At 66.1% G+C, this 14,429-nt stretch carries 13 protein-coding genes; 8 read left to right on the top strand and 5 right to left on the bottom strand.

The genetic code is table 11. The annotated features are described in order from the left end of the window. Nucleotides 1-5: 5 nt before the first annotated feature. The 5 genes from RBS60_RS12350 (at nucleotide 6) to RBS60_RS12330 (ending at nucleotide 6,709) form a co-directional block, all read left to right on the top strand. Entirely contained in the window at nucleotides 6-887 is an 882-nt protein-coding gene (locus RBS60_RS12350; RefSeq protein WP_307958040.1) for an ABC transporter permease, read from the top strand. Continuing rightward, nucleotides 888-1,649 carry an ABC transporter ATP-binding protein gene (locus tag RBS60_RS12345; RefSeq protein ID WP_307957865.1) on the top strand — a complete coding sequence of 254 codons (762 nt, stop codon included), beginning with the start codon at nucleotides 888-890 and terminating at the stop codon, nucleotides 1,647-1,649. Nucleotides 1,650-1,674: 25 nt separating this feature from the next. Further along, nucleotides 1,675-3,663, top strand: coding sequence for a DUF6541 family protein (locus tag RBS60_RS12340; protein ID WP_307957864.1), 1,989 nt, complete (start codon nucleotides 1,675-1,677; stop codon nucleotides 3,661-3,663). Between the two features lie 97 nt (nucleotides 3,664-3,760). Continuing rightward, nucleotides 3,761-5,650: a DUF6541 family protein gene (locus tag RBS60_RS12335; protein ID WP_307957863.1), complete on the top strand. Its 1,890-nt coding sequence runs from the start codon at nucleotides 3,761-3,763 to the stop codon at nucleotides 5,648-5,650. Between the two features lie 147 nt (nucleotides 5,651-5,797). Then, nucleotides 5,798-6,709: a glycosyltransferase family 2 protein gene (locus RBS60_RS12330; protein ID WP_307957862.1), complete on the top strand. Its 912-nt coding sequence runs from the start codon at nucleotides 5,798-5,800 to the stop codon at nucleotides 6,707-6,709. Nucleotides 6,710-6,763: 54 nt separating this feature from the next. Here the strand turns inward: RBS60_RS12330 and RBS60_RS12325 are convergent, their stop codons facing one another. Continuing rightward, entirely contained in the window at nucleotides 6,764-7,678 is a 915-nt protein-coding gene (locus RBS60_RS12325; RefSeq protein WP_307957861.1) for a glycosyltransferase, read from the bottom strand. Between the two features lie 91 nt (nucleotides 7,679-7,769). On the opposite strand from RBS60_RS12325, the gene RBS60_RS12320 reads away from it, so the two are divergent. Beyond that, nucleotides 7,770-8,828 (top strand): glycosyltransferase, encoded by a 1,059-nt coding sequence (locus RBS60_RS12320; protein WP_307957860.1) that lies wholly within the window; start codon nucleotides 7,770-7,772, stop codon nucleotides 8,826-8,828. A gap of 93 nt (nucleotides 8,829-8,921) precedes the next feature. Beyond that, the gene (locus RBS60_RS12315) at nucleotides 8,922-9,806 is read left to right on the top strand and encodes a glycosyltransferase family A protein (RefSeq protein WP_307957859.1); all 885 of its coding nucleotides are present in this window, start codon (nucleotides 8,922-8,924) and stop codon (nucleotides 9,804-9,806) included. A gap of 87 nt (nucleotides 9,807-9,893) precedes the next feature. Here RBS60_RS12315 and RBS60_RS12310 read toward each other — a convergent pair whose 3' ends face one another. Continuing rightward, nucleotides 9,894-10,625, bottom strand: a complete 732-nt coding sequence (locus tag RBS60_RS12310) for a glycosyltransferase (RefSeq protein ID WP_307957858.1) — start codon at nucleotides 10,623-10,625, stop codon at nucleotides 9,894-9,896. Nucleotides 10,626-10,778: 153 nt separating this feature from the next. Between RBS60_RS12310 and galE the strand changes: the two genes are divergently transcribed. Continuing rightward, nucleotides 10,779-11,795, top strand: a complete 1,017-nt coding sequence (gene galE, locus RBS60_RS12305) for a UDP-glucose 4-epimerase GalE (protein ID WP_307957857.1) — start codon at nucleotides 10,779-10,781, stop codon at nucleotides 11,793-11,795. 99 nt (nucleotides 11,796-11,894) lie between these two features. Here the strand turns inward: galE and RBS60_RS12300 are convergent, their stop codons facing one another. From RBS60_RS12300 to RBS60_RS12290, 3 genes are read right to left on the bottom strand one after another with little or no spacing between them, the layout of a single operon-like run. Next, nucleotides 11,895-12,302 carry a DUF2304 domain-containing protein gene (locus RBS60_RS12300; protein ID WP_307957856.1) on the bottom strand — a complete coding sequence of 136 codons (408 nt, stop codon included), beginning with the start codon at nucleotides 12,300-12,302 and terminating at the stop codon, nucleotides 11,895-11,897. A 10-nt stretch (nucleotides 12,303-12,312) separates the two neighbouring features. Next, nucleotides 12,313-12,978 (bottom strand): glycosyltransferase family 2 protein, encoded by a 666-nt coding sequence (locus RBS60_RS12295; RefSeq protein ID WP_307957855.1) that lies wholly within the window; start codon nucleotides 12,976-12,978, stop codon nucleotides 12,313-12,315. 58 nt (nucleotides 12,979-13,036) lie between these two features. Beyond that, nucleotides 13,037-14,428, bottom strand: coding sequence for a bifunctional dTDP-4-dehydrorhamnose 3,5-epimerase family protein/NAD(P)-dependent oxidoreductase (locus RBS60_RS12290; protein ID WP_307957854.1), 1,392 nt, complete (start codon nucleotides 14,426-14,428; stop codon nucleotides 13,037-13,039). Between the last annotated feature and the right edge of the window lies 1 nt (nucleotide 14,429).

Genomic DNA, 14,429 nt, shown 5'->3' with positions numbered 1-14,429 from the left:
CCGAGATGTCCGTTGAGCACCCCGAGGAGGGGCTTTCCCACCCGGGGCGCGGTCGAGGTCTGCGGGATGTCTACGCCAACAGGTTCCTGCTCAAGCTCTTGGTGCGCAAGGAGATCAAGGTCCGCTACCGCGGATCGGCGTTGGGCATCCTGTGGTCCTATATGAAGCCGGGACTGCAGTTCATTGTCTTCTACGTGGCGCTCGGGCTGTTCCTCAACGTTCAGGGTTCCACCCCGAACTATCCGATCTACCTGTTCGCGGGCATCGTGCTCGTCAACTTCTTCACTGAGGCCCTCGGCAACGCGACCCGTTCTATAGTGGGCAACCGCGATCTTATCCGCAAGATCTACCTGCCGCGCGAGCTGTTCCCGGTGGCGAGCGTGTGGGTCTCTGCCGTCCACTTCCTGCCGCAGGTGGTCATCCTGCTGGCTGTCTGCCTCTTTTTCGGCTGGGTTCCCACGGTCTGGTCGGTGTTGGCGCTCGTCGGCGCGTTCGCGATGGTTGCGGTCCTCGCTGTGGGTCTCGGTCTCCTGTTCGGCGCCGTCAACGTCTACTTCCGTGACTCTGAGAACCTTGTTGACCTGCTCATCATGATGGTCACGTGGGCCTCACCGGTCCTATACCTGTGGAGCCAGGTGCAGCATGTCCTCGGGCCCTGGTTCAATGTCTACCAGCTGAACCCGATGACGGTTGGAGTCGAGATCTTCCACTGGGCATTCTGGCGTCCGACGCTCGATGCAGAGCAGCTCGCCGCCTCGGCAGCGGCCGAAGTGCCAGGATTGTTCGGTTTCTGGCTTCCGCTGACAGCAGCTGTCACCCTTCTAGTCCTGTTCATCGGACAGGTGACATTCGCCCGTCTGTCTGTCCGGTTTGCGCAGGAGCTGTGAATGGTTGAGCACGCGGTGACGACGAAGACTGCGATCACGGTTCAGGACGTCCGAAAGGAGTTCGTCCTCCGCCACACGCGGTCGCTCAAAGAGGCGCTGATGTGGGTGGTTCGCGGCCGCCGGGGCGACATCTCGAAGAAGTTCGATGCGCTCAAGAGTGTATCTTTTCAAGTCGAGGAGGGGGAGACCGTGGCGCTCGTGGGGCTCAACGGCTCCGGGAAGTCGACGCTCCTCAAACTTATCTCCGGCGTCCTCCAGCCCGACTCCGGGTCGGTGCGCACTCGTGGTCGCGTGGCCGGACTCATCGAGGTAGGGGCGGGCTTCCATCACGACCTGAGCGGCCGCGACAACGTCTACCTCAACGGCGCCATCCTCGGTATGAGCGAGCAGCAGATCGATGGGAAGTTTGACTCGATCGTCGAGTTCTCTGAGATCGGGGAGTTCATCGACACCGAGGTCAAGTTCTACTCGTCCGGTATGTATCTGCGCCTCGCGTTCAGCATCGCGGTGCACACCGATCCCGAGGTTTTCCTGATTGACGAGATCCTCGCTGTCGGCGACGAGCCGTTCCAGAGGAAGTGCATTGCGAAAATCAAGGAGCTCGCCGGCGCGGGCAAGACGCTCTTCGTGGTGAGCCACGACCTCGATCTCGTTTCAACCATCTGCGAGCGCGGCATACTGCTCGAGCACGGACGGGTCGTCATGGACGGCGAGGTGCACGACGTCGTGGCCGAGCTAAGACGCCGGAGCGCGGACATCTGATGGACCAACACGAGGGACCATTCGAGTGAGTTGGATCGAGGCTATTCCTGCGTTCCTTGGCGCAGTGGTAGTTCTGCTGGTGCCGGGCTTGGCGGTCGGTATCTGCATGCGCCTCAGGGGGGCCGAGCTGTTCGGGGTCGCCCCGGTGCTGTCTGCATCCGTGGTGGCGGTCGCGTCCATCGCCGGGCCGTACCTCGGCATCCGGTGGACGCCAGGCTACTTCGCGGCCGCCACCGGCGTCGTGGCTGCTGCCGGCGCCGTGGCGGCGATGATCTGGCGCCGGGCGCTGCCCTATGGACTCTCGAGGGCCCCCTTTCAGGCGGTCGCGGCGGCATTGGGCGGGGTCCTGATCGGATTCGTTCTGATTGGGCAGCAGATGTTGCGCGTCTTCGGTGCCCCGGACCACATCTCCCAGACGACTGACAACATCTTCCACCTCAACGCCATCCGATACATCGTGGACACCGGCTCGGCGTCCCCCCTGACGGTGGGGGACATGAACGGAAGTCCCTTCTACCCGTCTGTCTGGCATGCTTTCGGGGCGCTCATTCTGGAGGTCTCCGGCGCGTCCATCCCGGTGGTCGTCTCGTCATTTACGATCGTCATCTCGGCCGTCGTCTGGCCGATGGGGCTGTTCTTCCTGATGCGCCAGATTCTCCCGAAATCGCGTCTGGCCGCTATCACCGTGGGCGTCGTCGCCGCAGGCTACCCGGCCCACCCAATGCTCCTGACCATGTGGGGAGTGCTCTACCCGAACCAGCTGTCCATCTCGCTTCTGCCCGGGATGCTGGCGCTCGCGGCGCGGGCCCTTGGCCAAGGCGCTGTACGCGGCGAGCCACCCGTGGCGCAGCTGAGGGCGCTGATCCTGCTGGCCTTCGGCTCGCCGGGCCTCGCCCTGGCCCACCCGGGAGCGGCCATGGCACTGGTTGCATTCGCGTGGCCCCTAGTGCTCATAGCGGTGCCGCAAGCTGTGAGATGGCTGGTCGGCCGCGGATCATCGAGGGGCATGGCCATCGCATTCAGCACGCTGCTCGTCCTAGTCCTCGCGGTCGGCACAGGCGTACTGTGGTGGGCGTTCCGTCCCGAGCCGGGCCTCGCGCAGGGGCCACCTATGCAGACCATGGCGCAGGCGTTTGGCCAGATCGTCCTCGGGGCTCCGATGGGGGCATCGGTTGGCGGCGCACTGACGATCGCGTTCATCGTCGGCTGCGTCGACATCGCCAAGCACCGGCACCGGTGGCCCCTCGGGGTCATCGCCGTCGCCGCCTTCCTGTTCATCGCCGTCACCTCCTTCGACAGGATCCCCTTCCGGGAGTACTTCACGGGGGTCTGGTACAACGACGCCTACCGACTTGCGGCACTCCTTCCGGTCGCGATGGCGCCGATCGCCGTAGTCGGAGTCGTGCAGATCGTGCAGCGGGCGCAGGCCCTCGCCACTTGGCTGATGGGGCGCTGGGCGCAAGCACGGCCCATTGCGGTGCTCGCGGGTCTCGCGCCCAGATGGCGGTCGCCCGCAGTCGCGGTCGTGGTCCTAGCGCTAGTGATGGTCGACGGGCAGATGGGGAACATGCGGCGCGCGGTATGGGACACCCAGCCTCGGTACTTCCTCAACAGTTCCTCGGAGTTGCTGAGCTCGGACGAGGCCCAGATCCTGCAGCGCGTGACCATGCACGTCGCGCCGTCCGACGTCATCATCGGGAACCCGTGGACTGGCACCGCCCTCGTCTACGCCTATTCGGGGCGACGGGCCACGGAACTGCACGTCTACTCGAATGCCGGCGACGATGTCCGGCTCCTGAACACGAGCCTGAGGTGGGCGCGGGACATGCCAGCGGTGTGCGATGCGGTGCACCGGCTCGGAGTGAAGTACGTGTTGGACTTCGGACTGAGGGAGTTCCACGATCTCCATCACACCTATGAGGGTCTCTACCACCTAGAGGAGAGCGGGGTCGCCGTGACAGTGGACCAGCAGGGCGCGGCCAAGCTCCTCAGGCTCACCGTGTGCGGTGTGTGATCTCGGCTGAGACCGCTCACGGGCGGCAGACAGCTCAACTACTTCGACAGACAGGCGGGCAGTGACGGTGGAATGGCTTAGTGCGACCGAGGGGGTCGTGGCGGCACTCGCAGTTGTGCTCGTTCCGGGAGGCCTCGTAGCACTGGCAGCTGGCCTGCGTGGGCTCGGCTCGGTCGCCGTGGTGCCACTGTTCACGGCCACGGTCACTGTCATCGCGGCCGAGGCGTGCGCCGCGGTGCGGGTCCCGTGGGGACCTGGACCGCTTCTTCTCGTGTCTCTGGTGGTGGCCGCGGCAGTGTTTACAGTCCGACGGCGGTTCTTCCGCCCCTCGCCGGATGCCCGGCCGGAGCGCCCGCGTGTCTCAGGAGCCGAATGGGCAGGCCTCGGGATCGGAGCGGTCGGGCAAATCGTGGTGCTCTCGATCGTGTGGGGTTCGCCGAACAGCATCTCACAGACGATCGATGCGGTGTTCCATCTGAATGCAATCCGGTGGATCGAGGTCACGGGGTCGGCGTCGAGCCTCTCGCTCGGCCAAATGATCGGGAGCGGTTTCTATCCCGCGGGATGGCACGCACTGGTGTCCGCGACCGCTCTCCTCGGCTCGCTGGAACCGCCGGCCGCCATCTTCTGCTCCACTGTCGCCTTCGCTGCGGCGGTCTGGGTCCCCGGGTGCGTCTGGCTCTCCCGCCAAGTTGTGGGCGAGGGCCGCGCTGTGCCCGTCGTGGCCGGCCTTGCGGCAACCGCGTTCGGCGCATTCCCGGTGCTGCTTGTGGACTTCGGTGTGCTCTTCCCGAACATGCTGGTCGTTGCGATGCTGCCTGCTTGTCTGGCGCTGCTGGTCCAGGCTCTCCGTCTGACGACGGCCGCGGGACTGCCCCCCCTGCAGGCTGCCGCGGCGCTCGCGTTCGCCTTGCCCGGCGTGGCGTTGGTCCATCCCTCGGGCATCCATGCGCTCGTCGCGTTTGGCTGGCCGCCTTTCGCCGCCGCTCTGTGGCGCATGTGGCGGGCCCGGCGGGCGGTGGCCGTGGCACAATGGCCCGTCGCCGCGGCGACCACGGTGGCGATCGCGATAACCGGTGCGCTGTGGGTCCTTGCCCGTCCCGATCCCTCGACGTTCTGGAACCCGTGGGAGACCCGCGCTCAGGCGGTCGGGGAGGCGTTCACGGTGGCGCCGATGGGCCAAGCCTCGAGCCCGGTCGCGGCGATCCTCCTCGTGGTCGGCGCGGTGGTCCTCCTGCGTCGACGACGCACCCTGTGGGCCGTCGGGACGGCAGCCGTGGCGATCTATCTCTTCGTCAACGTCAGCGCCATCGATGCCCTCCCCATCCGTCGGACCGTGACCGGCCCGTGGTACAACGATCCCTACCGACTCGCTGCGCTCCTGCCGGTCGCCCTCACCCCCCTGATCGTCGCTGGCGTCCTCGGGATCGCCCGATGGGCCGCATGCGCGGTTCCGTGGAATTCTGGGCGTACGGCAAAGGCCCGGCGGGCTGCGCTGGTTGTAGCTGTCGCGGCCTTCGCCGTCGGGCAGGGCCCCAACGTGGTCTCCGCCGTGTCCAAGGCAAAGACCAATTACGTGCTCGGTGCCGACGCGCCCCTTCTGTCCAAGGATGAACGCGCCCTGTTGGAGAGAATCCCGACGACGGTGCCCACCGGTGCGCGCCTCCTCGGCAATCCGTGGACCGGGACCTCGCTCGTATTCGCGCTCGCAGACCGCGAGCCCGAGCAGTTCCATCTGTTGGCCAGGACTCCCGCGGACGTCGAGTTCCTGGATGCGTCGCTGAAGAACGCTAAGACTGACCCGCGCGTCTGCCGGGTCGTGCAGCAGACCGGTGTCCGCTACGTCCTGGATTTTGGCACGCGCGAGATCGGTGGCGGTACCCACCACAGCTTCGACGGGCTTCGCTTCCTCGACTCAGACGGTGTCGCCCGCGTCGTCGACCACGTCGGGGACGCGCGGCTGCTGGAGATCACCGCCTGTGCGTGAGCCGGGCGCCGGGCCGCGTCGGCCGACTCGGGTTTGGTACCGTGAGACGCTGGGCGGCTCAGTCGAGTGGCCCGGCGGAGGGAACCCCGGGCATCACGGTAATCCACGTCTGGGCGGGAGTTCGCCCACCATGAAAGAGGTACAACAGTGAGTGTCGCGGCGGTCGTCGTTTCATACAATCGCAAGGACTTGCTGCGGCAATGCCTCGCATCCCTCGAAATCCAGGGCGAGGCCCTTGACGAGATCATCGTTATTGAGAACGGTTCCACGGACGGCAGCCCCGATATGGTGCGCAAGGAGTTTCCCTCCGTCACACTCTCCGAGACGGGTGCCAACCTCGGAGGCGCTGGCGGTTTCGCGTGGGGCATCCAGACTGCCATCGAGCGTGGCCACACTTTCGGTTGGCTCATGGACGACGATGCTAATCCGGCGCCCGGAAGCCTGGCACCGCTCGTCGAGGTGGCGTTGGACCGGGACCTCAATGCCGGCTTCGTTGCCGCCCAGGTGACCGACGAGGAGGGCACCGCGCCCAACCCTGGCCATCCCGCCGTCGTCGATCCCGACCCGCAGAAGCAGATCCGGGCGAGTGCGCACGGGGCCCTGGCAGTCACCCAGGCGACGTTCGTCGGCCTGCTCGTCAACCTCGAGCAGGCCCGGACGATGCCTCTGCCGTACGCGGACTTCTTCATCTGGTTCGACGACGCGGAGTACACCCGCCGACTCGCTAGCCGATCTATCGGAGTGTACGTGCCGGGCAGCGTCGTCCGGCACCCCGCCAAGCCCGCGAACCCGGACATGGCCGGACGGCTTTTCTACTACGTCCGGAACCACATCTGGCTCAGTAAGCTCTCCGAAGGTCAGGGGGTGTGGGAAGGAAATCCCGCCGTGAAGTCCCTGCGGGTCCTTGCCTTCGCGCTCACCATCTTCGCCGCCGCTCGGTCCAAGAGGACGTGGGCGTCGGCGCTGACCCGCGGAGTGTGGGAGGGTCTCACACGTTCGCCGCGGGCCGTGATGCCGGGCGAGTACCGTCCCGTCGGAACGTCGGTTGCGCCCCGCTAGGCCGCACACACGGGCGCAGCCCGGTCCCGGCCGGCTGCGCCGCGCCCGGCCCCCTCATGAGGCCAGACGCTCCGCCAGTCCGGGCGGAATCGGCCCCGAGCGGCGCAGGAGCGCATGCACCAGGCCAGTTGCCGCGGCCCTGATCGATTTCGCGGGATCGGACCCGAAGGCCACATTGATGCCAATCAGCTTGAGGTCCTCGTAGACGCGTCGAACCACCCACCGGGGGTCCACGGTGGCGTATCGCAGGTTCACGCGGAGGTGGTTGCGGCTGATGTAGTAAAGCCGTGCTGGGGAGTGCGATGAGAAGTGCTTGGTGCTCCCCCTCCAAGTAATAGTCTTGCCGAATAGCGACGCGGCGGTCTGTCTCCCGAGCCCGTGTGCCAGATCGCTACCGGGAACGCTCACCACGGGCAGGCCCGCCCTCCGTGTCCGAAGCGTGAATTCCGAGTCCACGGCGTCGATGAATAGTGATTCGTCGAAGGTGCCGACACGGCCGAAGGTCTCGATCGGGATGACCATCCCGGACTGCATGGGGTCGTATGGCTCGCGCGTGCGCCAGCGGGTAGCAACTGGGCGGCCGTTCATGCGCTCCGGACAGAGGATGCCCACCTCCTCGCCGCGGAAGGTCCTCGAAGCGTGCTCCGCGATGAATGCGGCAATGTAGCCCTCGGGCAGAATCGAGTCCTGGTCGAGGGTGAGCACGAACCTTGTCGAGGGATGTGCGAGCGCTGCGGCGGTGCCCGTGTTCAGCGCGGCGGCGATGCCACGGTTCTCTGCGTGCCTGACGATCTCGACGTTGGCGGCGGGCGTGAAGGCGTCAGCCCACTCGCTGTCCGCCGGGTTGTCGTTGACCAGGACGACCCGCTCGGCCTGCCTGGCGAGTCCCGCGACCTGTGCGATCGACGCTTGGTCCGGGCTGAACATGGGCACCACGACGGCTACGCCGTAGACACTGCCTGAGGTCATCGACCGCGGCCTTCCATGAGTTTGAGGGAACACTTCAGTCTAATGGACCTCCCGGATGGGGCCGCCCGGGCCTTGCTGGTATCCTCGGCGTGTGCAAAGACAGGATGGGGGCGGACGGGCAGAAGGCGCGGAGTCCTTGGGCCACGGGGCTATCGTCCTCGCCGCCTACCGGCCTCCAGCGGACTTGTTCAGGGTCCAGCTGGCCTCGATCCAGAACCAGACCATACGGGATTTCGACTGCCTCATCACGGCCGACGGCGGTGCCGCTGACGTCGAGGCGCTAGTCCGGGATGCGGTGGGCGACGATGCCAGATTCCGCGTGATCGGGTACGACAACCGGCTGGGCTTCTACGCCAACTTCGAACGGGGGCTGGCGGCGGTCCCTCCCACCGCGCGCTGGGTCGCCCTCAGCGACCAAGACGATCGGTGGTACCCGGCCAAGCTCGAGCGCCTCCTGCCCACCCTTGCCGACCGCTCGCTCGTCTCGGGCCAGAGCCGCGTAGTCGCCCAGCCGGGAGAGCGCGTGGTATCCCAGAGCACGAGGCGCAAGAGCCTCGAACCCCGCTACTTCGTTCTCGAGAACCAGTTCACCGGCGGCTCCACCGTCTTGCGACGTGACGTACTCGATCTGGCGCTGCCGTTCCCCCAGTCGGACTCGGCAAGCCAGTTTCATGACCACTGGCTCGCCGTGTGCGCCGCGGCGCAGGCGGGGGCCGAGGTGCTCGATGTGGTCGTGCAGGACTATATCCAGCATGGTGCCAACGTCATCGGCGAGGGCGAGAAGTCATTCTCGCCGATCAGGTCGCTCCGGAACGCGCTGCGGTTGACCTATAAGGCCGAGCGGGGAGGGGGGCCCCGCGCGATCGCGGCGACCGTCTACGACGTGGGCGTCGGCTGGAGAGAGGTCATGGCCGCGGAACTCGCCCGCCGTGTACCCGAGTCCGCCGTCTCCGCCGAGCTCTCGGTGCTCTTCGGACCGTCACGCCATGTGATGATGGCACTCCGGACCCTTCTGATCGGTGTCGTGGGCCGGAAGATCACCCCACGGGCGACCCTAGAGTACGCTGCGGGCTTGGCCCTTGCCGGTGCGAAGCTCGTGGACAGGCACACGCGCGGGGCCGGGTCCCGGTTTGCTGCGCGCTCGCAGTGATCGCATAGGGTTTGTGAAGGAAGCCAATGTTGCCGATCACCCGAGGCGCTACGCTCGGCGATCGCACCGCCGCACGGAAGGACTGTCGAGAATATGACTGCTGTTGATGTGATGCTGCCGTACTACGGCGACGTCGAGCAGATGAAAGCTGCCGCGCGAAGCGTGATGGCACAGCACTTCAAGGACTGGCGTCTACACGTTTTTGACGACGGTTACCCCAGTCCTGAGCCCGAGCAGTTCTTCGCGGGCATCGACGATCCGCGAGTCTCCTACCAGAAGAACGAGCAGAACCTCGGAGCCAACGGCAACTACCGCAAGGCACTCGCCCAGGCGCAGGCACCGTTCGTTGTGATCATGGGTGCCGACGACATCATGTTGCCCAACTACCTCGACGTCGTTGTCCGCTCCTTCGAGGCGCACGCACAGGCCGTCATCGTCCAGCCCGGTGTCCAGGTCATCGACGAGAACGGTAGCGCGGTGATGCCACTCGTCGACCGCGTGAAGAAGGCGTGCGCGCCGCGCTCGGTCACCCCGGTGGTCCTGTCGCATGAGCAGCTTGCGGCGAGCCTCCTGAGGGCCAACTGGACTTACTTCCCGTCACTCGCATGGCGGACCGAGACGGTGCAGCAGATCGGGTTCACCGAGGGCCTTGACGTGGTTCAGGATCTCGCCATGCTACTCGACGTCGCCGACCGCGGAGGTGAACTCGTCGTCGACCCTGAGCTCGCGTTCCTGTACCGCCGCCACTCGGCCTCAGACTCCTCGGTGCGCGCCCTCGACGGCCGACGGTTCGAGGAAGAGCGCCGGTTCTTCCAACGGCAGTCCGAACGCTTCCGAGCCCGAGGGTGGGAGAAGGCTGCCCGGGCGGCAAATATGCACCTCATGAGCCGCCTCAACGCCGGATCGCTCGTCTTCAAGGCGCTCAGCTCGGGTCAGGGCGCATCGGTGCAGAAGCTACTCAAGCACGTCGTCGGCTAACGCCGTTGCCAGAGGGCACTCCCCGCCCCCCCCTGCGAAGATGGCCGGGAGCGCCGGATGGCTCTGGGCGCCGCGGCCTGGGGACTGTCAGGCCGAGCGGCGCCCAAGCGCCACCACAAAGGCTTTCCCGAGCATCCACCGGGACCTCACGATGGGGCGGAGGCCGCGGAAAGACTTGGGTGTTGTGTTGCTCTCGTGCAGGCGGCGACTGAGCGTCTCGCGTTCGAGGTGATGCATGGACCCGCGCACGTTGGCAAGCATCGCGAGCCACTGGTCATGCGTCTCGAACAGGAACGAGGGGAACGGCAGGCTGACGTCGACGAAGGAGCGCCGAAACGCCATCGCGCAGCCGTAGTAGGGGATTATGCCGATCCACAGGCGCAGCAGGTTACGGACCCGATGCCCACCTGTGCCGTCCTTGAGGCGCAGCCGCTCGATCGGGCGCGGGGTGCCCTCAAAGTAGCTGAAGTTGGAGGCGACCGCCTCGGCGCCGTCTAGCGCGGACACGAGGGCGTCCACCCGGCCGGGGAGCCATACGTCGTCCTGATCCGAGAGCATGACGACCTCGCCCCGGCTGAGGCGCAGGGCCTTCTCGAAGTTACCGACGTACCCAAGGTTCGACTCGTTGAGGTGGACCTTCACCCTTGGGTCGTCGAGGGAGCCGAGCCACTCGCGTGTGCCATCGGTCGATCCGTCGTCGACAATCACGACCTCGTCGCCCTCCCTGAGCTGGGCAAGAATGGAGTCCAGCTGCTCCTGGATGTGCAGTGCGCCGTTGTAGGCGGCCATGCAGACGGAGATGGCTGGGCGTGCGGGCATGGAGATCCTTCGGGTGGTTCGGGCGGCGGCTCCAACAGCATACCAACCGGGGGTTCCGTCGGTGCTCGACGGTAGTCATTCGGCCCTCGCGGTCGGCGCGCGGGCGCGCAGTGCGATTGAGCCTTAGGGGTTCTGTCCCGATAGCCTGAGGACATGAGGATCATCGTTACCGGCGGTGCCGGCTACATCGGCTCGCATACCGTGCTGCAGCTTCTCGAACATGGCCACGACGTCGCTGTCTATGACAATCTGAGTAACTCGAGCCCGGTGTCTCTCGAACGGGTCCAAGAGCTTGCGGGCCGCGAGGTCCGGACCACGTGGGGAGACTTGCTGGATGTAGAGGCCCTCGACGATTTCTTCGATGGCTTCGAGGCCGACGCCGTCGTGCACTTCGCAGGTCTGAAGGCCGTGGGGGAGTCGACCAAGATCCCGCACCAGTACTACGTCAACAACGTCGTGGGTACGCTAAACCTGCTTGCTGCCATGAAGAAGCACTCCATGGAATCGCTGGTCTTCAGCTCGTCGGCGACCGTCTATGATCCGCAGAACCCGCTGCCGCTGCTTGAAGACATGCGCCGCGGCGCGACGAATCCTTATGGCCGGACTAAGCAGCAGATTGAGGAGATCCTAGAGGACGTCGCGGCGTCGGACTCTTCGTGGCGCATCGCCGTCCTCCGCTACTTCAACCCGGTGGGCGCACACGAATCGGGCCGCATCGGGGAGGACCCGGTGGGCCCCCCCAACAACCTTGTGCCGTTTGTCTCCCAAGTTGCTGTCGGCGTGCGCCCGTCGGTCCGCGTGTTCGGGGACGACTATGACACGCCGGATGGGACCGGGGTGCGAGACTACATTCATGTCGTCGACCTCGCCGCCGGCCACCTCGCGGCGCTGGAGTACCTCGAATCGCACAGCGGCCTCTTCACTTGGAACCTCGGCACTGGGCGTGGGACATCGGTGCTGGAGGTGATCAGGGCGTTCGCGGAAGCTGCGGGCAAGCCGGTGCCCTATGAGATCGTGGAGCGCCGCCCCGGTGATGTGGCCGTGAGCCTCGCCGATCCGTCGAAGGCCCTCAGGGAACTGGGGTGGAAGGCTGTGCGCCCCTTCGAGCTCATGTGCGCCGACCACTGGCGCTGGCAGGAGTCCAATCCGCAGGGGTACCCGTCCACCTGAGGATGCCGAGCGCGCCCACTCCGATTGCGCCCGGACGAAGGGGAGGCTCTCGCGGGACGTATGGGAGCCTCGCTTGGCGTTCGTCGAGCGGGGAAGAGCCTACGGCCGCGGCGCAGTGGCGCTGGGATCGCCTGCCGCCGGCGGGGCGAGCCTGGGCGATTCGTCGTCGAGCCAGGGGCGTGGCGCCTCATCGAGCGCGATGCGCCGCGCGAGCCGCGTCAATGCCGTCTCGGACTGCCGGAACCGTTGATAGGTGGTCGACGTGAACACGAAGAAGCACAGGATCAGCGCGTACAACACGAGGTCCGTGCCCCGGCCGATCCCAAAGAACTGCGCAATGCGGGTCAGTATCTCGGGGATGAAGATGGAGACGGCCGCGGCCAGCGCGAACACCATGAGCAGAAGGCGGCGTATGGCCAGATGCCGTGCGTTCGACCCGCCCCGCATGAGAGCGAGCGAAACGAGGACAACCGCGACGACGAGAACGAGCTGGACGATGACGATCACGTCAGGGCTCCTACTTGAAGAACAGGTCGGCGACTATATTCACCGAGTTGAGGAGGGACTGGCCCTTGGCCTTGGAGTAGTCCGTATAGATGATGTGCACGGGGTGCTCGGCGTAGCGCGCGTTGAGTCCCGCGAGCTGGTGGACGAGCTCGGAGGCGTGGGCCATGCGGTTCTGCGTCAGGTTGATCCTGCTCGCGAGGTCGCGACCAAGGACGCGCAACCCATTGTGGGCGTCCGTGAGGTCGAGCCCGGTTGCGAGCTTCATCTGGACGGCGGCGGTCTTGAGCACGAGCCGTTTGAGTGCCGTGAGCTCCGTCCGAGTGTCCAAGAACCGCGAGCCGAGGACGACATCCAACGACTCGGTCCGAAGACGCTCGACCATGGCCACCGCGTCCTCGACGCGGTGCTGGCCGTCGGCGTCAAAAGTCACAATGGAGTCCATCTCGGGATCTTGCAGCGCGTACTCAATGCCGGTCTGTAGTGCGGCTCCTTGGCCGAGGTTCATAGGGTGCTCGACGACGACTGCGCCGGCGTTGCGGGCGACCGCCACCGAGCCGTCGCGGCTTCCATCATCGATGCAGACGACGTTCGGAAGGGTCCCGAGCAGCCCCTCGATGACGCGCCCGACGACGGTCGCCTCGTTGTACATCGGGATGACAACCCAAGTCTTAGTCACTGGAACAGTCTCTCATAGGGGTCGTGGCCATCGTTGATCGGGCGGGAGGCAGGCGAGGTCATCGATGGTTCCCCGTGGGCGCGACCTCGGGGCTCAGCCTGTCATCCTGCCCGGGGGCGACGAACCCCACGGCGCGGACCTTGCCGAGGTTGAGGGTGCTGGCCAGGGGCCTCGGGGCCGAAGCCGCGTTGCCTGCGAAGTAGTCGGCGGTCGAGACCGAAGTGACATCGTCGGCGGAGCGGCCGGCATGCTCGAAGACCGTGCGGGCAATGTCCGCCCACGAACGTGGCTCGCCCTCGTTCGAGACATTGTAGGTCCCGTACGAAGCCCGCGTCTCGAGCAGGTGGCGGACGGCCGCGGCGATGTCCTGGGTAAACGACAGCCGTCCGATCTGGTCGTTCACCACCGACGGCTTCACGCCGCGCTCTGCAAGTGCCGTCATGGTGCGGACGAAGTTGTTGCCTTCGCCGATCACCCAGGAGGTGCGAACGATGTAGTGACGCGGCACTACGGAGACGACGGCGTCGCCAGCGGCCTTGGTCTGGCCGTAGACGCCGAGGGGCGAGAAGGCCTCCTCTTCGTCATGGATGTCGATGGCGCCGTCGAACACGTAGTCGCTCGAGATGTGGACGAGGGTGAGGCGGTGCTCGATGGCGATCCGCGCTAGTTTCGCAACTGCGGTGACGTTGATCGCCCACGCGTGCCGGCGCCCTTCGGCGGTCTCGGCCTGGTCGACGGCGGTGTAGGCGGCCGCGTTGATGATCGTGGAGTACTGGGACCAGTTCTTCGATGCGTACGCTGCCGGGTCGGCGAGGTCGAAATCTGCGCGGGTGGCGAACTCAACGGACTGGGGCGAGCCCTTGTCGTTGTAGGCTGCGCGCAGTGCCCTGCCGAGCTGTCCGCCCGCCCCGAGGACGAGGATCTTCTTTGCCTTCATCGGGGCCACGTCGGCAAGCTGCGGGTGCGCGCGGTCCTTGTCGGAGAGTTCGGCCTGTTCGAGCGGGATCGGCCACTCGATCGCCGCGGTCTCGTCCGCGAGGTTCAGGAAGGTGTATTCCCCCTGCGCATCGGCCGACCAGTGGTCGTTGACGAGGTAGGAGTAGGCCGTGCCGTCCTCGAGCGTCTGGAATGCATTGCCCACGCCGCGCGGGATGAAGATTGCCCTGGACGGGTCCAGCTCGGCGGTGAACACCGCCCCGAAGCTGGGCCCCTCCCGCAGGTCGACCCACGCGCCGAAGATCTTGCCGGTCGCGACCGAGACGTACTTGTCCCAGGGCTCCGCGTGGATGCCGCGCGTGGTGCCGGCCTTCTCGTTGAAGGAGATGTTGTTCTGCACCGGCCCGAAGTCCGGCAGCCCGAGGGCGAGCATCTTCTCGCGCTGCCAGTTCTCCTTGAACCAGCCGCGGTTGTCCCCGTGGACGGGGAGGTCGTACAGGACGACCCCGGGGATG

Origin of the sequence: Sinomonas sp. ASV486 (genome assembly GCF_030908215.1) — a bacterium.
In the GTDB taxonomy this organism is placed as follows: domain Bacteria; phylum Actinomycetota; class Actinomycetes; order Actinomycetales; family Micrococcaceae; genus Sinomonas; species Sinomonas puerhi.
Note: the sequence above shows the minus strand (reverse complement) of the source record. Positions and strands in the feature narration are given on the sequence as shown.